Annotated in this window: 17 protein-coding genes; 4 read left to right on the plus strand and 13 right to left on the minus strand. The window is 70.9% G+C overall.

What is annotated here, in order from left to right:
• Positions 1-191 precede the first annotated feature (191 nt).
• Complete coding sequence (locus BST38_RS11990; protein WP_083143508.1) at positions 192-3,128, plus strand: MMPL family transporter; 2,937 nt, start codon at positions 192-194, stop codon at positions 3,126-3,128.
• Entirely contained in the window at positions 3,125-3,607 is a 483-nt protein-coding gene (locus tag BST38_RS11995) for a transcriptional regulator (RefSeq protein ID WP_083143509.1), read from the plus strand. The genes BST38_RS11990 and BST38_RS11995 overlap by 4 nt, the downstream gene beginning before the upstream one ends.
• Positions 3,608-3,620: 13 nt before the next feature.
• On the opposite strand, the gene BST38_RS12000 is transcribed toward BST38_RS11995, so the two are convergent.
• From BST38_RS12000 to BST38_RS12020, 5 genes are all read right to left on the minus strand, one after another.
• Complete coding sequence (locus BST38_RS12000; protein ID WP_083143577.1) at positions 3,621-4,892, minus strand: glycosyltransferase; 1,272 nt, start codon at positions 4,890-4,892, stop codon at positions 3,621-3,623.
• Complete coding sequence (locus BST38_RS12005; RefSeq protein WP_083143510.1) at positions 4,883-7,042, minus strand: MMPL family transporter; 2,160 nt, start codon at positions 7,040-7,042, stop codon at positions 4,883-4,885. The genes BST38_RS12000 and BST38_RS12005 overlap by 10 nt, the downstream gene beginning before the upstream one ends.
• A gap of 102 nt (positions 7,043-7,144) precedes the next feature.
• Positions 7,145-8,593 carry a glycosyltransferase family 39 protein gene (locus tag BST38_RS12010; protein ID WP_083143511.1) on the minus strand — a complete coding sequence of 483 codons (1,449 nt, stop codon included), beginning with the start codon at positions 8,591-8,593 and terminating at the stop codon, positions 7,145-7,147.
• 12 nt (positions 8,594-8,605) lie between these two features.
• Positions 8,606-9,295 (minus strand): hypothetical protein, encoded by a 690-nt coding sequence (locus tag BST38_RS12015; protein WP_083143512.1) that lies wholly within the window; start codon positions 9,293-9,295, stop codon positions 8,606-8,608.
• Positions 9,292-9,879: an Rv1363c family protein gene (locus BST38_RS12020; protein ID WP_083143513.1), complete on the minus strand. Its 588-nt coding sequence runs from the start codon at positions 9,877-9,879 to the stop codon at positions 9,292-9,294. Before BST38_RS12020 ends, BST38_RS12015 begins: the two co-directional genes overlap by 4 nt.
• A gap of 57 nt (positions 9,880-9,936) precedes the next feature.
• Here BST38_RS12020 and BST38_RS12025 point away from each other — a divergent pair, with 57 nt between their 5' ends.
• A complete protein-coding gene (locus BST38_RS12025) occupies positions 9,937-11,934 on the plus strand; it encodes a M13 family metallopeptidase (protein ID WP_083143514.1) in 1,998 nt (665 codons plus the stop codon).
• Positions 11,935-11,941: 7 nt separating this feature from the next.
• Here BST38_RS12025 and BST38_RS12030 read toward each other — a convergent pair whose 3' ends face one another.
• The 7 genes from BST38_RS12030 to BST38_RS12060 form a co-directional block, all read right to left on the minus strand.
• Positions 11,942-12,385: a thiol-disulfide oxidoreductase DCC family protein gene (locus tag BST38_RS12030; protein WP_083143515.1), complete on the minus strand. Its 444-nt coding sequence runs from the start codon at positions 12,383-12,385 to the stop codon at positions 11,942-11,944.
• A 71-nt stretch (positions 12,386-12,456) separates the two neighbouring features.
• Entirely contained in the window at positions 12,457-12,861 is a 405-nt protein-coding gene (locus BST38_RS12035; protein ID WP_083143516.1) for a hypothetical protein, read from the minus strand.
• Positions 12,858-14,072 carry a DUF58 domain-containing protein gene (locus tag BST38_RS12040; protein ID WP_083143517.1) on the minus strand — a complete coding sequence of 405 codons (1,215 nt, stop codon included), beginning with the start codon at positions 14,070-14,072 and terminating at the stop codon, positions 12,858-12,860. The genes BST38_RS12035 and BST38_RS12040 overlap by 4 nt, the downstream gene beginning before the upstream one ends.
• Positions 14,073-14,076: 4 nt before the next feature.
• Positions 14,077-15,030 carry an AAA family ATPase gene (locus BST38_RS12045; RefSeq protein ID WP_083143518.1) on the minus strand — a complete coding sequence of 318 codons (954 nt, stop codon included), beginning with the start codon at positions 15,028-15,030 and terminating at the stop codon, positions 14,077-14,079.
• Positions 15,027-15,509 (minus strand): hypothetical protein, encoded by a 483-nt coding sequence (locus BST38_RS12050; protein WP_083143519.1) that lies wholly within the window; start codon positions 15,507-15,509, stop codon positions 15,027-15,029. Before BST38_RS12050 ends, BST38_RS12045 begins: the two co-directional genes overlap by 4 nt.
• Positions 15,506-16,468: a DUF4129 domain-containing protein gene (locus tag BST38_RS12055; RefSeq protein ID WP_083143520.1), complete on the minus strand. Its 963-nt coding sequence runs from the start codon at positions 16,466-16,468 to the stop codon at positions 15,506-15,508. Before BST38_RS12055 ends, BST38_RS12050 begins: the two co-directional genes overlap by 4 nt.
• A gap of 98 nt (positions 16,469-16,566) precedes the next feature.
• Positions 16,567-17,589, minus strand: a complete 1,023-nt coding sequence (locus BST38_RS12060) for a L,D-transpeptidase (RefSeq protein WP_083143521.1) — start codon at positions 17,587-17,589, stop codon at positions 16,567-16,569.
• A 177-nt stretch (positions 17,590-17,766) separates the two neighbouring features.
• Between BST38_RS12060 and BST38_RS12065 the strand changes: the two genes are divergently transcribed.
• Positions 17,767-18,066: a thiamine-binding protein gene (locus BST38_RS12065; protein WP_083143522.1), complete on the plus strand. Its 300-nt coding sequence runs from the start codon at positions 17,767-17,769 to the stop codon at positions 18,064-18,066.
• 13 nt (positions 18,067-18,079) lie between these two features.
• Here the strand turns inward: BST38_RS12065 and BST38_RS12070 are convergent, their stop codons facing one another.
• Positions 18,080-19,150: a glycosyltransferase gene (locus BST38_RS12070; protein WP_083143578.1), complete on the minus strand. Its 1,071-nt coding sequence runs from the start codon at positions 19,148-19,150 to the stop codon at positions 18,080-18,082.
• Positions 19,151-19,231: the final 81 nt, after the last annotated feature.

Below are 19,231 nucleotides of genomic sequence, written 5' to 3' on the forward strand. Positions count from 1 at the left end.
CCCGCGGCTGTCTGGCCATAGTGCCACCGAGCGCGCCGGGGTGACCGGCCACACCGGCGAACCCGCAGGTATTAAGGCTGCATGAGGCATTCCTGGCAGCGCTTCTGAGGACCGCCGACCTACAGAAAGCTGCTGTACGCTTCCGCTACGAAGAGCCCGGGAGAAAGTGGGGAGTTCCGATCCAGCAGTTCATGATGCGCGTGAGCAGCAACCTGCGCAGGTTCCGCTGGGCGGTGTTCGCGGTCTGGCTGCTGCTCCTCGTGCCGTCGATCTACCTGGCGATGAACCAGGCCGGCAATCTGACCGGCGGCGGGTTCGAGGTCGAGGGCTCCCAGTCGCTGTACGTGCAGCAACAGCTCGAAGCGCAGTTCCCGGACCAGGGCGCGTCCCCGCTGGCGTTGGTGGCCGCACCGCGCCCGGACGCGACGTTCGAGGACATGAACAACGCGGTCGCCTATTTGGAGAGCCTGGCCGCCGAGATCCCCAGCCTCAAGGTCGTCCCGACCCCGCAGCAGCCCCCGCCGCAGCCCGACCGGCCGTACGTGATCACCCTGCAGCTGGACTTCGAGAACACCGGCGCCGTCGACATCGCCAAACAGCTGCGGGAGAAGGTCGGCGTCGACGGCGAGGAGCCGGGTGAGACGGAGAACGGCAAGGTCCGGCTGTATGTGATCGGGCAGGGCGCGCTCGGCGCCGCCGCGACGGAGGCCACCAAGCACGACATCGCCCAGGCAGAGAAGTGGAACTTCCCGATCGTCCTGGTCATCCTGCTCGCGGTGTTCGGTTCGCTGGCCGCCGCGGCGATGCCGCTGCTGCTCGGCGTGTGCACGGTCGTGGTGACCATGGGCGTGGTGTTCGTGCTGTCGATGTACACCACGATGTCGGTGTTCGTGACCTCGACGGTGTCGATGTTCGGCATCGCGGTCGCGATCGACTACTCGCTGTTCATCCTGATGCGGTTCCGCGAGGAGCTGCGCGCGGGACGAGAACCCGAGGACGCCGCCGACGCCGCGATGGCCACCTCGGGTCTGGCCGTGGTGCTGTCCGGACTGACCGTCATCGCGTCGGTCACCGGCATCTACCTGATCAACACCCCGGTGCTGCAGTCGATGGCGACGGGCGCGATCCTCGCCGTCGCGATCGCGGTGCTGACCTCGACGACGCTGACGCCGGCGGTGCTGGCGACGTTCGGCCGCCGGGCCGCCAAGCGTTCGTCGTACCTGCATTGGGGGCGCGGGGCGGAGGCGACGCAGTCGAGGTTCTGGACCCGCTGGACCGGCTGGGTGATGCGCAGGCCGTGGCTGTCGGCGATCGCGGCCGCGGCGGTGCTGCTGACCTTCGCCGCGCCGGCATTCTCGATGCTGCTCGGCAACAGCATGCAACGGCAGTTCGACGCCACCCACGAGATCCGCGGCGGGGTGAACGCAGCCGCGGAGGCGCTCGGCCCCGGCGCGCTCGGCCCGATCCGGGTGCTGGTCACGTTCCCCGAAGGCGGTGAGGGCGCGGTGGCCGCCAAGGAACCGCTGCTGGCCGAGCTGCGCCAGACGATGTCGGAGGCGCCGAACACGCTGTCGGTGACGCCCCCGGTGTTCGGCACCGACTACCGCAGCGCGCTGCTGTCGGCGGTGCTGTCGGTCGACCCGGAGGACATGGGCGCCCGCGACACCGTCGACTGGATGCGGGAGAAGCTGCCCCCGGTCGCCGGGGATGCGGCCCGCATCGACGTCGGCGGACCGACCGCGCTGATCAAGGACTTCGACGACCGGGTGTCGGCGACCCAGCCGCTGGTGTTCCTGTTCGTCGCGCTGATCGCGTTCGTGATGCTGCTGGTGTCGATCCGGTCGGTGTTCCTGGCGCTCAAGGGCGTCCTGATGACCGTGCTGTCGGTGGCGGCCGCGTACGGCTCGCTGGTGGTGGTGTTCCAGTGGGGCTGGCTCTCGGATCTCGGCTTCGACCAGATCCCGTCGCTGGACAGCACCATCCCGCCGCTGGTGCTGGCGCTGACGTTCGGCCTGTCGATGGACTACGAGATCTTCCTGCTGACCCGGATCCGGGAGCGGTTCCTGCAGACCGGCAACACCCGCGACGCGGTCGCCTACGGGGTGTCCACCAGCGCCCGCACCATCACCAGCGCGGCGCTGATCATGATCGCGGTGTTCATCGGTTTCGCGTTCGCGGGCATGCCGCTGGTCGCGCAGCTCGGCGTCGCGTGCGCGGTCGCGATCGCGGTGGACGCGACGATCGTCCGGCTGGTGCTGGTGCCCGCGCTGATGGCGATGTTCGACGAGTGGAACTGGTGGTTGCCGCGCTGGCTGGACCGCATCCTGCCGTCGGTGGACTTCGAGAAGCCGCTGCCCAAGGCCGACATCGGCGACCTCGTCATCATCCCTGACGACATCTCCGCCCTCGCCCCGTCCGGCTCCGACCTGCGCACCGTCGTGAAGTCCGCAGCGAAGCTGAAAACCCTTGCCCCCCAAGCGATCACCGTGGCCGATCCGCTGGCGTTCAGCGGGTGCCTGCCGTGCGGGAAGATGAGCGGCACCCGGGTGGGCCGCGACGAGCGGATCACCGCGGCGGTCAGCAACCGGGCGCACGGCAAGACCGTCGCGGTCAAGCTGCCCAAACATCCGGTGACGATGTGGCGCGGTCGGCTGGATGTGGCGCTGGATGCGCTGGCCGCCGAGCGCGCGGACGCCGAGCACAGTCACCAGTTGATCGCGCGGATCAGCCCGATGGAGACCACCAACGTGTTGTTGCCGACCGGGGACCGGTTGCAGATCCCGACCGGGGCCGAGACCCTGCGGCTGAAGAGCTACCTGATCCTGCAACGCAACAGCTCCCGCGACTTCCAGGAGCTCGCCGAGCTGGTGGACTCGATGGACACCAGCACCGCTGCCGAAGTGCTGGCAGGCATGGACCGGTACTACTCTGGACAGTCGGCACGCGGGCAGGAAACCGCCCGTAACCGGCACTGGGTGGCCACCCAGCTGGTGCGCCGACTGGCCGAACCCCACCCGACGGACGGGCCGGACCTCGCGCAGGCGGGGGCCGACGCGGAGACGCGGTGGGCGCAGGTCAGACAGCGCTGCCTGTCTGTCGCAGTGGCCATGTTGGAGGAGACGAGGTGACCCCCAGTTTGTCCAAGACCGCCGGCTCCCCGACCCCTGCTCCCGACAGCCGGCCAGTCGAGTTCTGGCCGACGGCGGCGATCCGCGCGGCGCTGGAGAGCGACGACCTGAGCGTCTGGCAGCGCATCGTCGTCGCGATCAAGCGCGACCCGTACGGCCGCACCGCCCGTCAGGTCGAGGAGGTCCTGGAGACCGCGCGGCCCTACGGGGTGTCGAAGGCGATGCAGGAGGTGCTCAGCCGCACCCGCGAACACCTCGAGGCCAACGAGTGCGCCGAGGTGGCCCGCCACGTGCATCTGCTGCTGGAGCGTTCCGGGCTCGGCGAGCAGGAGTTCGCGTCCCGCATCGGGGTGCCCGCCGAGCAGTTCGCCGAATACCTGCGCGGCACCACCAGCCCGGCCGCATCGCTGATGATCCGGATGGGCCGGCTGTCGGACCGGTTCTCCAAGATGCGCGCCCAGCGCCCCGTCGAACCCTGAGCCCCGCGAAATATCATTCCGGGCTGCACTCCGGCGACAGATCACGACCGTGGCTTAACGCCGGCGAGTCGGCGAGTCGTCTTTCGATGACGTCGGCGCCACGCGCCACCCCTCCGGTCGCGGCGAAACCGGCGGCCACCCGGGCGGCGCCGCCGGTCATCCTCATCGCGGCCTGCACCGCCGCACGCAGCCGGGGGACGGTGAGCCTGCTCGCCGGCAGCCGGGTGCCGCAGCCGGCCAGCTCCACCCGCCGGGCCACCTCGAACTGGTCGCGGCCGAACGGCACCACGCAGACCGGGACGCCGCGCTCCAGCGCCTTCTGGGTGACTCCCATGCCGCCGTGGGTGATCACACACACCGCGCGCTCGAGGAGCAGCGAATGCGCGGCGAACCGCACCTGGGTCACCCCGGGCCGGGACGACACGTCGACGTCGGTGGTCGGGGCGGTGACCACGACGTGGACGGGTTCGTCGCGCAGCGCCGCGACGGCGGTCTCGACCAGCGCGGCGTCCGGTTGCCCGACCGAGGACGTGGTGACGAGCACGATCGGCTCCTCGATGGCGTCCAGCCAGGGCGGCCGTGCCGCGGGCGCGGGATCGAAGCCCGCCGGGCCGATCATCGTCACGGTCGGACCCCAGTCGGTGTGCGCGTACTCCAGCGGCTTACCGGTCGCGACGAGCACGGCCGGAGCGCGCAGCAGCAGTTCACCGGCGGTGCGCACCGGGGTCAGTCCGAGCGCACGCCGCAGCGGCGTCATCGCCCTCGCGAACGGCCGGTCGAACACCGTCTTGGTGACCAGGCCGATGCCCCAGTCCCGGATCCGGCCCAGCGGCCCCGGCCACGGTGCGGCACCCGGGCCGAACGGCGGGCTGCCCGGCGACTGCAGGTACGGCGTGAACGGCGACAACACCACCCACGGACGGCCGGTGGTCTCCGCGGCCGACATCGCCCCCCAGCAGTTCGCGTCCACCAGCACCAGATCCGGGCGCACCTGCTCGACCGCGGCGAGCAGGTCCGCGACCTCGAGGGGAGCCCGCCGGGTGAGCACGTCGACGGTGTTGCTCGCCGACCGGACAGTGCCGTCCAGATCGTCGGCGGCCTGGACGGCCTCGATGCGGCGATCGACCGGGGCGGTCGCGAACCCCTCGGCGCGCGCGATCTCCAGGCCGGACGCGAGGGTGCGGACGTGGATGACATGGCCACGGTCGGCCAGTTCCCGCAGCACCGCGCAGAACGGGAAGAGATGCCCGAGTGCGGGCGCCGTGTAGGCCAGGATCACCGCCATGACGGCGCCCACCAGTTCAGCCGGCCCATCAGTTTCATGTAGGCGGGCAGCAGCACCATCCGCACCAGCGTCGCGTCGACCAGTACCGCCAGCACCAGCCCGACGCCGAACATCCGCATGAACGACACCTGCGCGGCGATCAGCCCCGCGAACGAGATCGTCATGATCGCCGCCGCGGCGGTGACCACCCGGCCTGTGTAGGCCAGCCCCAGCACCACGCTGCGGTCCAGATCGCTCGCGGATTTCTCACTGCGCAGCCAGAATTCGCGGATCCGTGCCAGCAGGAACACCTCGTAGTCCATCGACAGCCCGAATGCGATACAGAACAGCAGCACCGGGATGGTGGCCACCAGGGTGCCCGTCGGCGTGGTCCCCAACGCCCCGAGGTGCCCTTCCTGGAAGATCCACACCAGTGCGCCGAACGCGGCGGTCAGCGAAAGGACATTGAGGACAAGCGCTTTCAGCGGCAACACTACGCTGCGTGTCAGCACGAACAGCACCGCGAAGATCACCAGTGCGGTGATGCCCAGCACCAGAGGGAGTTTCGCGGCGATCGAGTCGATACTGTCGCGGTTGACCGCCGCAGAACCGGTCATCAGCACCGCGCGGCCGCCCGGGCCGGGCACCGCCCGCAGGCCAGCCAATTGCGTCTCGGATTCCGGCGAGAACAGCGCCGCCTGACCCGATACGGTCAGATAGGCGCTGCCACCGGCGATCTCGGCTCCGGCCGGGGCCGGGCCGACGGGCCGCCCGTCGACGAAGGCGCCGACCGGTGCCGCCACCGCGGTGACGCCGTCGACCCGGGACAGCGCCGCCGCGTAGTCCGCCCAGTCGGCGTCGGTGAGTCCGTCGGCGTCGGGCACGACCACGGTGCTCTCGGTGCCGGACAGGTCCACGAAATCGGCGCGCAGCCGGTCGCCGACCTGGTGCGCCGATGCGGTCGCGGGCAGCACCCGGTCGTCGGGATAGCCCCACTTCACGTGCAGGAACGGCAGGCCGACCGCGACGAGCAGCACGGTGCCCGCCACCCCGATCGGCAGCGCGTGCCGCAGCACGAATTCCGTACTGCGGAACCAGAACCGGTGCTGTACCAGTTCGGGGCCGGCACCGCGCCCGTGCCGTCCCGGCGGTTTCGCCAGCCGGGTGCCGAGCAGCGTCATCAACGCCGGCGAGAACAGCAGCGCCGCGGCCGCGGACAGCGCGACGGTGACGACCCCGGCGTAACCGAAGGACCGCAGGAACGGCACGTCGAACAACAACAACGTCGACATCGACAACGCGACGGTCAGCGCCGAGAACACGATGGTCCGCCCGGCGGTGGCCATCGTGATGCGCAGCGCGGCGGGGGGCTCGCGGCCTGCCGCGAGTTCGTCCCGGTAGCGGCTGACGATCAGCAGTGTGTAGTCGATCGCCAGCGCCAGCCCGAGCGCGGTCGCGAGGTTCAACGCGAAGATCGACACCTCGGTACCGAGCGCGATCAGCCGCAGCAACGCCATCGAGCCGACGATCGCGACCGCCGCCACCAGCACCGGCACCGTGGCGGCCACCAGCCCGCCGAACACCCAGACCAGCACCGCGAGGCTGAGCGGGACCGCGATGGACTCCATGATCAGCACGTCGCGCAGCGTCTGCTCTGTGATCTGGCTGAACACCATCGCCGACCCACCCGCGGTGACCGTCACCCCGCTGCCCGCGACGATGTCGGCATCGATCCGCTCCAGCAGCGCACGGGCGTAGCCGGGCCCGTCGCTCTCGCCGCCGCGCAGGTCCGCGACGATCAGGCCGGCCCCGCCGTCCTCGCTGCGCAGCCCCTGCGCGACGGCGGGCGGCGACGTCCACGGCGACATCACGCCCAACACGTCGGGGCTGTCGGCCAGTGCGTCGGCGATCCGGCGTCCGACCTCGGCACCGGGGTCACCGACGTCCGCCTCGGTGACGAGCAGCACCAGCTGGACGTCGCCCTTACCGAATTTCTCGGCGAGAAGCTGGGTGGCACGCGACGATTCGGCACCTGGATCGGCGAATCCCCCGGCGGACAGGTCCGAGACGACCGGAAACGCGAAGATCGCCGCGCCCACCACAAGCAGCGCGACGCACGCGACGACGCGCCTGGGCGCGTCCAGCGCCCACTGGGTAGGGCATGACAACACAGGACCTCAATGTCGTGCGGGGGTTTCGCTCATCGCCGGACCCCGCCTGGTTACCCGGGATCGGCCGCGTTGCAGCCTGCGAACCGCGACGTCACCGATCCGTCACGATCGGTCGCGCACCGACCGCATCACCTGCGTCTGGTTGAAGCGCCACACCTCGGTCGCCACGAATCCGGGGACGGGCGCCGGGGTACCGGCGTCGGTGACGGTCCACAGCACCACGCAACCGGCCGCCTGGTCGGCGCCGACCGGGCGCAGCGCGTCGCCGTGCGTGCGGCGCGCACCGGCCAGCGCCGTCGGTGCCGACGGCGTGCCGTCGACGCGGACGCACTCGGCCTCCCCGCCGCGTTCGGCCAGCAGCGCGGCGACCTGGCTGTAGTCCGATCCGAACTTCGCGTACGGCCCGCGCTGGGCCACATAGTTCGGTGCCGCCGCGGCGGCGATGACCGCCAGCACCGCGGTGAGGTGGCGCGCGTCGCGACCCACGGTGGCCGCGCACAGCCCGACGAGCAGCGCGACGGCCGGGGTGGTGAAGGCCAGGTAGTGGGGTTGATACAGCGGCCGGGCCACCAGCGAGTAGCCGACCAGCGCAAGCGTCGGCACCACGATCCAGGCCGCGCACGTCCAGACCAGCACCCGGTCGGACGCACCGCGGCGGCGCCGGGCCCGCACCGCCAGCGCGCAGACCACGGCAATCACCATGATCAGCGGCGCCACCCGCGCCCACGCCCGGACCGCGACCTTGAGCTCCTCGGCGCCGAACTGCTGCTGATCGGGGCCGACGGCGCGCTCGCTGTCGGAGTACACCGACGGGAAGTACTGCTCGCCGGCGATCTGCCCGGCCGTCACCGGCCCGACCGGCCAGATCCAGGCGACCTGGTCCTGCTGGGCCACGATGACCGCGACCACCGGGCTGACCAGCACCAGGGCCGCGCCGGTCGCCACCGCCCAGGACCGCAGCGCGGCCCGATCCGCCCGCAGCGCCGCCAGCATCGCCGCGTGCGCGGCGAGAATCAGCAGCACCAGCACGTTCACCACCGCCGCCACGGTCAACGCCGCCGTGTAGCCCGCCCACCAGCGCCATCCGCCGCGACGCATCGCGGTCAGCGCCAGCACGGTCAGCCACACCGCACACGCGATCGACAGCGCGTAGGACCGGGCCTCCAGACCCGCCCACGTGGTGCGGGGCAGCACCGCGAAGACCACGCCGGCGGCGATGCCGACCGTGCGTCCCGACATCCGGGCCCCGAGCACGCACGTGCCTGCCGCCGCGACCCCGACCATCAGCGCACTCGGCACCCGCGCCCAGAACTCGCTGACCGGGAACACCGCGAACCATCCGTGCAGCAGCAGGTAGTACAGCCCGTGCACCGCGTCGACGTGCCCGAGGAGATCCCAGAGCTCGCCGACAGGCAGGGTGGCCGCCGAGATCGTCGCGGACTCATCCGCCCACAGCGACGGCCGGCCGGCCGCCGCCACGCTCAGCGCGAACGCCAGCAGCCCGATCAGGACGGCGTCGGCCCGGGGGGACAGTCGGTCGGGCAGCGGCACGCGTGACGTTCGCTAGCGGGCGTGGATCGGTGCGACGTCCTCGACGACCCACCGTCCGTCGGTCTTGGACAGCGCGACCCGCAGCGCGAGCACCGCGGTGTCGGGTTTCTGCCCGGGCGTGGACTGTGTGCCGCGCAGGATGACGGCGACGCTGGCGGCGTCCGGCCCGATCGCCTCGACTCCCGCCGACACCGTCCTGGCCTGCGCCGACACGTTCCTCTTACCGAGATCCTGGGCCACCGTGGCGAATTCGTTCTTGAAGCGTTCCGCGCTGGCGGCCGACATCATGCTGGTGGCGCGGTCGATCGAGCCGGTCGGGTTCTGCGGGGTGAACGTCGCGGACGCCTCGGCGACGCTGCTCGCGATACCGGCCACCTCCGCGGTGTCGTCGCGCAGCGCACGGTCGGGAAGGGTCCACTGCACATATCCGACGATCGCCGCGGTCACCACCGCCGCGGTGGCGGCGCCGACGACGGCCAGCCGCAGCCCGGGCCCGTCGTCGTCGGTACCGACGGTGACGGCGTCGCGGCGGGCCAGCACGAAATTCACCGCGACGCCCTCGACGATCAGCAGGCACAGCACCGAACACACCGACACCCACCACAGCGGCCAGCCGAGCGCGACACCGAGGTACACCAGCGCCGCGATCGCGACGGCGGGTGTGAGCAGGTCGAACGCGAGTACGCGCAGCCTGTTCCTCATCGGATCGACTCCAGCCGGGAGACCATCAGGTCGCCGTCGACGTCGGTGATGTCCAGGCGCAGATTCCAGCGCACGGTCTGCGGCGTGTCGGTGCCCGCGTTCTCGCTCAGCGACGTCGCGACCACCATGACGGTGTCGGTGCGCGACGCGAGCCCCTCCAGCTCCGACTCCTGCGGTTGCGGCGCACCCGGGTCGTCGTGGTGGATCGTCTCGATCGCGACCGAATCCACCTGCCCGGTGGTGCGTGCCTGCAACGTCTGCACCAGCTTGCGGAACGGCGCCATGCTGGTCTCGAAGTCGGCGTTGAGCTGCCCGACGGTGCCCTCGTGCAGCTTGGCCATGTCCGAGTCGACGGAGTCGGGGTTCAGGTTGATCAGCACCCCGGTCCATTCCGCGGCGGTCTGCAGCACCTGGGTGCGGTAGCGCAGTTCGTCGGTCTCGGCGCGGTGGCCGGACCAGATCACGGCGGCCAGGACGACGGCGACCAGGGCCACCACTCCCAGCACCGCGGACGCGACGCCGTAGCCGCTGAAGACACCGCCGGCGTGCGATTTCTGCTCGGGGACGTGCTCGTCGTCGGGCATGCGCGTGAGGGTACCTGGACGGCGGCCGGGTCCCGCGCCGTCTGGCACCCTGGTGGGGTGACGGTAGAAGCGACCTCTCCTACATCCCTGAAGTCCGGCATCGACCTGCGCTACGTCGACGCCGACGCCCGCCCGCAGGACGACTTGTTCGGTCACGTCAACGGCCGCTGGCTGGCCGAGTACCAGATCCCCGGCGACCGGGCCACCGACGGCGCGTTCCGCACGCTCTATGACCGTGCCGAGGAACAGATCCGGGATCTGATCGCCGAAGCCGCGTCGGGTGCCGCCGACGGCACCGACGCCACCCGCATAGGCGACCTGTACGCGAGCTTCATGGACGAGCAGACCATCCGTGAGCGCGGACTGGCACCGTTGCGTGACGAGCTGGCGCCCGTCGACGACGCGTCCTCGCCCGATGACCTGGCCGAGGCCCTTGGCGCGCTGCAGCGCACCGGAATCGGCGGCGGCACCGGCGTCTACGTCGACACCGATTCGAAGAACTCCACCCGCTACCTGCTGCACCTGACGCAGTCCGGGATCGGGCTGCCCGACGAGTCCTACTTCCGCGAGGAGCAGCACGCCGAGATCCTGGCCGCCTACCCCGGCCACATCGCCGCGATGTTCGCGCTGGTCTTCGGCGGGGACCCGGCGGATCACGCGGGGACCGCCGAGCGGATCGTCGCGCTGGAGACCAAGATCGCGGCCGCGCACTGGGACGTGGTCAAGCGTCGCGACGCGGACCTGACCTACAACCTGCGCACGTTCGCCGAGCTCGTCGAGCAGGCGCCGGGCTTCGATTGGACGCGGTGGCTGGCCGGCTTGGGTGCCGACCAGGAGAAATCCGCCGAAGTGGTGGTGCGCCAACCTGATTTCTTGACCGCGTTCGCCGGCCTGTGGGCGAGCGAGCCGCTGGAGGACTGGAAGAACTGGCTGCGGTGGCGCGTGATCCACGCGCGGGCGGGCCTGCTGACCGACGAGCTTGTCGCCGAGGACTTCTCGTTCTACGGCAAGCGGCTCTCGGGCACCGAGGAGATCCGGGACCGCTGGAAGCGCGGTGTTTCGGTGGTCGAGAGCCTGATGGGTGAGGCGCTGGGCCGGATGTACGTGGAACGGTACTTCCCGCCGCAGGCGAAGGCCCGGATGGACGAGCTGGTGGCCAATCTGCGGGAGGCCTACCGGGTCAGCATCAACGAGCTGGACTGGATGACGCCGCAGACCCGGGAGAAGGCGCTGGCCAAGCTCGACAAGTTCACCCCGAAGATCGGTTATCCGGCCAAGTGGCGCGACTATTCGGCGTTGGTGATCGCCCGCGACGACCTGTACGGCAACTACCGCCGCGGTTATGCGCTGGAGTATGACCGGGAGTTGGCCAAACTCGGCGGACCGGTGGACCGCGACGAGTGGTTCATGACGCCGCAGACGGTGAACGCGTACTACAACCCGGGAATGAACGAGATCGTGTTCCCCGCGGCGATCCTGCAGCCGCCGTTCTTCGACGCCGACGCCGACGACGCCGCCAACTACGGCGGGATCGGCGCGGTCATCGGCCACGAGATCGGGCACGGCTTCGACGACCAGGGCGCCAAGTACGACGGCGACGGAAACCTGGTGGACTGGTGGACCGACGAGGATCGCGCCGAATTCGGCAAGCGCACAAAGGCTCTGATCGAGCAGTACGAACAGTTCACCCCGCGCGGCCTGGATCCGTCGCATCACGTCAACGGTGCGTTCACCGTCGGGGAGAACATCGGCGACCTGGGCGGGCTTTCGATAGCACTGCTGGCCTACCGGCTGTCGCTGAAGGGGAAGCCGGCCCCGGTGATCGACGGATTGACCGGCGAGCAGCGGGTGTTCTTCGGCTGGGCGCAGGTGTGGCGCACGAAATCCCGTGAGGCCGAGGCGATCCGGCGCCTGGCGGTGGACCCGCATTCACCGCCGGAGTTCCGGTGCAACGGCGTGATCCGGAACATGGACGCGTTCTACGACGCGTTCGAGGTCACCGAGGACGATGAACTGTACCTGGAACCCGAACGCCGGGTGCACATCTGGAACTGAGGGCCACTCAGTCCAGGAAGCGGGCGCGTACCTCCGGTGACGGGATCGGGCAGGTGTCGTGGGTGCCGAAGATGCGGTACCGGACACGGGCGAATCCGTCGTAGAGCCGGTCGCGCAGCGGCGCCGGGATCACTGCCGCGGCGCGGAACGCGTGCCACGGCCCGCCGAGGTACTTCGCGACGCGAAGCGCCGCATCGGTTTTGATCGCGACCTGCTCACCGGCGCCGCCCGGGTCCTCGACGAACACGATGGAGTCGACGCCGGCCAGGAACGGGTGGTGGTCGATCACGCCTTCGGCGAAATCGCCCTGCAGCGGCGCGAAGCGCAGGCTGCCGTGCGGGTCGAGTCGCAGGATGGTCTGCACCGCGCCGTTGCAGACTCCGCAGATTCCGTCGTAGAGCAACACCGGTGCAGGAGCGGTCTTCAGATCGGGCGCCTTCGCATCGGGCATGTGTACCTCCTCGTACTCTGGCTGGGTTCCCCACGGGCCCGCGTCGACACGTGATGTGAGGGACGGAACTGCTATCGGGTGAACGGCCGCACCGCCAGCAGATACCCGGCGAGCAGCGCGGTCGGCGCCGCCAACGGTAGCCACGCCACCTGCACGGGCAGCACCACCACCGCGGCAGCCGCGGCGGCGAAACCGACCGCGAACGCCATCGTCGGCACGGTCGGATCGGTGTGCAGCACCACGAGATACACCGCGGCGGCGAGCCCGGCCAATACCGCGTGCATCGGCGCCGGCGCCCCGAGCACCACTGTCAGCACCGCCAGCAGCACCGCGGCGGTCGCGGCGGGCCGCACCCACGCCGACGCGAGAACCGCCGTCGCGGCGATCCCCGCGACCATCACGGCCAGCCCGTCCGCCCGGTAGGCGACGGCCCCGACCATCAGCAGCCCGAACGCGATGGCCGCGAACCTGCTCATCGGCGGCTCCGGTGCACCGGGACCAGTGCCATCGCCTGGTCCAGCGTCGCGTCCGCCGGCCAGCGCACGACGTCCACACCGACGGTCGCCATATCGCGGTACATGAAGGAGCGCTGCATCGCCCACATGCGGTGCACTAGCGGGTCGTGGTCGCCCTCGACCGGGCTGCCGTCGAGCACGTCGACCGCGATCACCGGGTGGCCGCGTCTGCGCAGGTCGATCAGCGCCAGCGCGAATTCGGTGTCCAGCATCGTCGAGAACGCGATCACGATCGCACCGGTCGGCACCGCGGCGCGCGGCGCGAGGGTGCCGGTCGCCTTCTCGAACGTGTCGGCCGCGCCGAGCATGGTGTCGAGGATGCGGTAGAACTGCCGCCGGCCGATGTCGGCGCCCAGCCAGCGGGTGGTGCGGCTACCCAATGCGACCAGGCCGGCGCGGTCGCCGTAGCGCAGTGCGCTCTGCACCACCTGCGCGGCGCCGCGCGCGGTGCGTTCGGTCGCCCGGGTGGCCGGGCCGGGCGGTTGCGGATAGGTGTCGACGAGCACCACCACGTCGGCCGCCCGGTCGGTGAGCCGTTCGGTGACGTGCAGGCTGCCGCGGCGGGCGCTGACCGGCCAGTTGACCGTGCGCAGCTGGTCGCCGGGAACGTAGGGGCGGATGTCGGCGAACTCCACCCCCGCACCGGTGTGCCGGGTCAGGTGTGTGCCGAGCCGGTCGAGCAGGTCGGTCAGCGGGATCCCGGTGGGTTGGCTTGGCGCGACCGGGAATACGCACACCTCGGCGGCATCGACGGTGCCGTGGCCCTCGAGCAGTCCACCGCGGCCGGTGACCCGCACCGAGGCCCGGATCGGATAGCGGCCCCACCGCGACGCGCGCGCCAGCACCGCACCCGTGCCACCGGGTTCGAGGTCCATCCCGGACACGGACTGACAGTCCAGCGTCACCGCGACGCCGTCGCCGGTGTCGGCGCGCACCGTCACCCGCGCGGGCTCGTCCTCGAAGCAGCGCTGGAAGTCCGGATCGGCGTGCACGGTGACGGTCGGAGCGCGGCGCTGCCAGCCGAGCGAGCACAGGATCCCGGCAAGCGGCGCGGCGAAGCCGACGAGCTCCCAGCGTCCGGTGACCAGCGCGGCGACCATCGCCGCCGCGACACACGTCGCGGCCGACTGCGTGACAACAGAAGCGCGCCAACGCAGTTCGACCTCGGGCATACCGCTACCCGGCCCTGGGCACCGGTGTGCGGCGCAGCAGTTCCTCGACGACGTCGGCACCCTGCACCTTGCGCACCCACATCTCGGGCCGCAGGCTGATGCGGTGCGCCATCGTCGGCACGGCGAGCGCCTTGACGTCCTCGGGGATCACGTAGTCCCTGCCGGCCAACAGTGCGCGGGCGCGGGCCAGCTGCACCAGGTCGAGTTCGGCGCGGGGGCTTGCCCCGACAGCCACCTGCGGGTGTTGCCGGCTCGCCGCGGCCAGCGACACCACGTAGTGCACCACGTCGTCGTGCACGCTGACCTGCTCCACGGACTCCTGCATGTGCAGCAGCTCGTCGGCGTCGACGACCCGGCGCACCGGCACCGGCTCGGACCCGCGGTCGAGCCTGCGGCGCAGCATCGTCGCCTCCTCCGGCTGCGACAGGTATTTGAGCTCGAGCCGGATCGCGAACCGGTCCAGCTGCGCCTCGGGCAGCGGGTAGGTGCCCTCGTACTCGATCGGATTGTCGGTGGCCAGCACCAGGAACGGGTCGGGCAGCCGATGGGTCGCCCCGTCGATGCTGACCTGACGCTCGGCCATCGCCTCCAGAAGCGCCGCCTGCGTCTTCGGCGGGGTGCGGTTGATCTCGTCGCCGAGCAGCAGGTTGGTGAAGATCGGTCCCCGGCGGAATTCGAACCGGCCCGACTGCATGTCGTAGATCGTCGAGCCGAGCAGGTCGGCGGGCAGCAGGTCCGGGGTGAACTGCACGCGGGTGAACTCCAGGCCCAGTGCGGCGGCGAAAGATTTGGCGATCAGCGTCTTGCCGAGGCCGGGCAGGTCCTCGACCAGGATGTGCCCGCGGGCCAGCACGGTGATCAGGATCAGGTTCAGCGCGGCACGTTTACCGACCACGGCGCGGCCGATCTCGTCGAGGACCGCCTCGCAGCGTTCGGTGGTCACCGCCGGTGTGCTCACAGCCGCTCCAGTCGTCGCAGGATCTCGTCGAGCGTGCGGCGGCCCGGTCCCAGCTCGGCGGCGCCGGTGCGGCTGATGTTCTCCGGATCGACCCAAGGCCAGAGCGCGTCGCCGAACACCATCTGGCCGGTCGCCTGGAATGCCCTGGCGTCCTTGGCTTTACGGCGCCCCGAGGCGAGCTCGAACTGCCGGGCCAGCATCGGGCGCAACCTTCGGTCCCAGTCCGCGCGCGACGACTCCGACCAGGAGATCAGCGTCTCGGTGCGCGCCAGCCACCGCTGGATCGCCGCCGCCGCATCGTCGGACACTCCGTCGTCGGGCGGTGCGTCCTCGTGCGCCATCCGGGTCCGCACCGCGATCAACGCACACGCCAGCGCCGCCCCGGTCACCGCGATCACCACATCGCGCTCCAACTGGGTCAGCGCGAACAGCTGCACCGCAACTACCAGAATCACCGCACCCACAACGATTTTCGTCATGTCGCCACCCGAAGCTCGACGAGCACGGCCTGCAGCGCGGCCACCGCGTCGGCGCGGTGCCCGTCGTCCATCACGTGCGGGCTGAACCGCGCCTCCTCGAACAGCTCAACCAGCCGGGTGGCGTGCCCGGCCTGCAGCACCTCGCGTTGGATCGCGCGGGCCAGCACCTCGGACGGGGTGTCGGAGTCCTGCGGTGTGGTGCCGGGCGACTTCCCGAGTTCCCGTTCCATCGCCAGGTAGCACGCGATGATGGCCTCGCGCGGGTCGCGGTCGGGGTCGTCCATCTCGGCCAGGCCGAGCTCGGCGGCACGGGCCAGGTCGGTGCCGGGCGCCCGGGGCCGGGTCCGCGGGCGGTCGGGCGCCGGCGGCGGGACGGGTTCACGGGGCCGGCGCCGCAGCAGGGTCGCGGTCACCGACAGCGCCAGCAGCACCATCGTCGCGACCGCGAGGATGCCGAAGACGTTGCCGCCCTGCGGCGCAGGCGGTCGCTGCCGGCCCGCGTCGGTGGCGTCGTCTGGGCGTGACGGTTCGTCGAGTACCGGGGCGTCGCCGGCCACCGCGTCATCGACCGGCACCGAGGCCCAGCGCATCAGCATCAGCAGTACCAGCGTCCACGCGACCAGGACGGCGGCGGCGATCAGCAGCTGGCGCCACGGCAGGGTGCCGCGGCCGGCGCGCATCTCCCGGCGGGGGTCCGCCGCGGCCGGGCCGGCGGACCGGTGCAGGGCCTGCGCCAGGATCGAGATCGCGATGGCCGCGATCGACACGGTCAGCATCACGATCACCGCGACGGTGCCGGAGCCGCCGTCGACGGGTTCGGGTTCGGGGCGGCGTTGTTCGCCGGGCAGGTATCCGCGTAGCGACACCATCGCGAGCGTGAGCAGGGCGACCACCGCGATCGCGCGCGTCAGCGCCCTGCGGTCACCGGGTTCGGTCGTGTCGGACTCGCTGTCGGGCATCGCCCACCCTCGGTTCCAGCGCCGACGGCCGGGCCGCCGCCGGCCTGTCCCCATCGTGGCACGCCGGGCGCGCCACCGACCGCGAAAGGACTATCCGGTCAGAACATCTGCCAATCCGACGCACCGTCGGGGAGGTCGTACAAGCCGCCGTCGGTGTTCTTGATGACCACCGCGTCGCCGCTGCCGAAGTTCTTCCGGAACCACGCCGCATCCTCGGCGCTGAGGTTGATGCACCCGTGGCTGACGTTGCTGTTGCCCTGCGCGCCTTCCGACCACGGTGCGCCGTGGACGAAGATCCCGCTGTTGTCGATGCGAACCGCGTCCTTGACCTTGAGCTTGTAGCCCTCACCGGACGGGTCGTCGACGGGAACCCCGTACGTCGAGGAGTCCATCACGATCTCGTCGAACTTCTCCAGCACGTAGTAGGTGCCGTTCCTGGTGTCGTAGCCGGGCTTGCCCATCGACACCGGGAAGGTCTGCTCCAGCACACCGTCGCGATGGACCTCCATCTGCTTGGTGTCGTTGTCGATGGTCGCGACCAGTTGCTCGGGCACGGTGAAGCTGGACTTGGTGCCCGCGGCGTCGATGGTGACGACGGTGCCCGCCGGCCAGAAGTCCTGAGGGCGCCAGCGCAGCTGGGTGTCGGTGACCCAGTAGAACCGGCCGGGAACCGGCGGGTTCGACGAGATGTGGACCGCGTCCTGGGCCATCTGCTTGTTGGCGATCGGACGCTGGAAGTTGATGTAGATCGGCTTGGCCGCGCCGACGATCGAGCCGTTGGTCGGGTTGAACGACGGCGGCACGAACGGCGGCTGCCCGACGAACGGGTTCGGGTTCTGGCCGGCGGGCGTGCCCTCGGGGATCGGCTGCGGGGTGCCGGGGATGATCGCGAACGGATCCCTGGCCGGAGCGGCCGTGTCGACGGAGGTGGCCGCCGCCGGGGCGGCGCCCGGGTTCGGCAGCGCGGCCGGATCCGCCGGCGGCGCGGGCACCGGAGCAGGGGCCGGGACGGGTTCGAGCGCCGGCTGGGCCAGTGCCGACGGCGCGGCGAGCGTCAGTCCCGCGACCACGCCCGCTGTCGTCAGCAGGGCGATGAGCCGTCTCCTGTTTCGCTGCCGCATGCGTTACCTCCAGTCCGGCGACTGACCCCAGTGTGGCACAGCGCCACGGTCGTTCCTGCTGGCGAACGCTGCGGCCGGACTCCGGCACCGTTCGACGAAGGGGTGTTGACCTGCACTGTTGTTCGCCTCCGGGGGACGATCCGTTACCGGTGAACGAGGCCGGTCACACTGGTCACCATGATCGTCGCGTTCAGCATCAGTCCGTCCGCCGGAGACGACACCGGCGGTGTCAGTGCCGCGGTCGCCGAGGCCGTCCGGGTGGTCCGCGCGTCGGGCCTGCCCAACGAGACCAACGCGATGTTCACCAACATCGAGGGCGAATGGGACGAGGTGATGGCCGTCGTCAAGCAGGCGGTCGACGCGGTCGCGGCGGTGTCGCCGCGGGTGAGCCTGGTCCTCAAGGCCGACATCCGGCCCGGCTTCACCGGCCAGCTCGCCGCGAAGGTGCAGCGCATCGACGCCGCATTGTCTCAATAGCCGCGTTGTCTCACTAGCCCCCGCGTTCGGCGACCAGCGCCTGATAGAGCGCGAGGTAGTTGTCGACCATCGCCGCCAGGCCGTGTTCGGCGACCGCGACCTTGCGCACCAGCGACCGCGACAACCGTGACGCGTCGGCGACGGCGGCGGCCATCGCGTCCACGTCACCCGGCGGGACCAGGCATCCGCACCGCTCGTCGACCAGTTCGGGCAGGCCGCCGGTGGCGAACGCGACCACGGGCGTTCCGCACGCCATCGCCTCGGCCGCGACCTGACCGTACGGCTCGTCCCACAACGGGGTCACCAATGCGGCCGCGGCGCCACCGATCAACACTGCCAGCGTTTCCCGGTCCAGGTGCCCGGCATAGGTGATCCGGTCGTCGAGGCGCGGCTCGATGTCGAGCCGGAAGTAGTCGGGGTCGCTGACCGGGCCTGCGAGCACGAGCCTGCGCCCGGCACGCCGCGCCGCGTCGATCGCCAGGTGCGGGGCTTTCTCGGGCAGGATCCGGCCCGACCACACGAGGTGCTCGCCGCCCGCGCCGAGCGGCCAGCCCTCGACGTCGATACCGTTGCGCACCACCGTCAACCGCCGGATGCCGACGTGCGCCCACGAGGCCGCCGACCGCTCGCTGACGGCGGCGAACATCAGCCGGGTGCGCGCGACGGCACCGACGGCGGCCTCCAGCATCGGGAACGGCGGGGTGTGCAGCGTGGTCAGCACCGGGGCGCGCAGTCTGGTCGCCGCCAGCACCGGTACCGGGTTGAGGCTGTGGTTGTGCACGACGTCGAACGCGTCCTCGGCAGTGGCGAGGTCGGCCATCAGCCCGGTGAACGCACGGTGGTGGGACTCCTTGACCGCGCCTGGCAACGGCCACGGCACCGAGGCCGCGGCGGTGCGGGGCAGCTCCTGGATCGTCAGCGCCGGGTCACTGCAGCCGAGATCGGTGCCCGGGGCGGCGAACAGCGTCACCGCGTGACCGCGGGCCACCAGTGCGCGGGTCAGGTGGAAGACGTGGGCCTCGATGCCGCCCGCGAACGGTTCCCGGATCGGGAAGTGGGCGTGTGCGATCAACGCGATGCGCAGCAATCGGGCACTTCCTCGTCGGTGGGCGGCAGCAACGCTGTCCCCATACCCGGCGTCGGGTCTCGGTGAACGTACCGATGT

Source organism: Mycolicibacterium parafortuitum (genome assembly GCF_002086815.1).
GTDB classification, from domain to species: Bacteria; Actinomycetota; Actinomycetes; order Mycobacteriales; family Mycobacteriaceae; genus Mycobacterium; species Mycobacterium parafortuitum.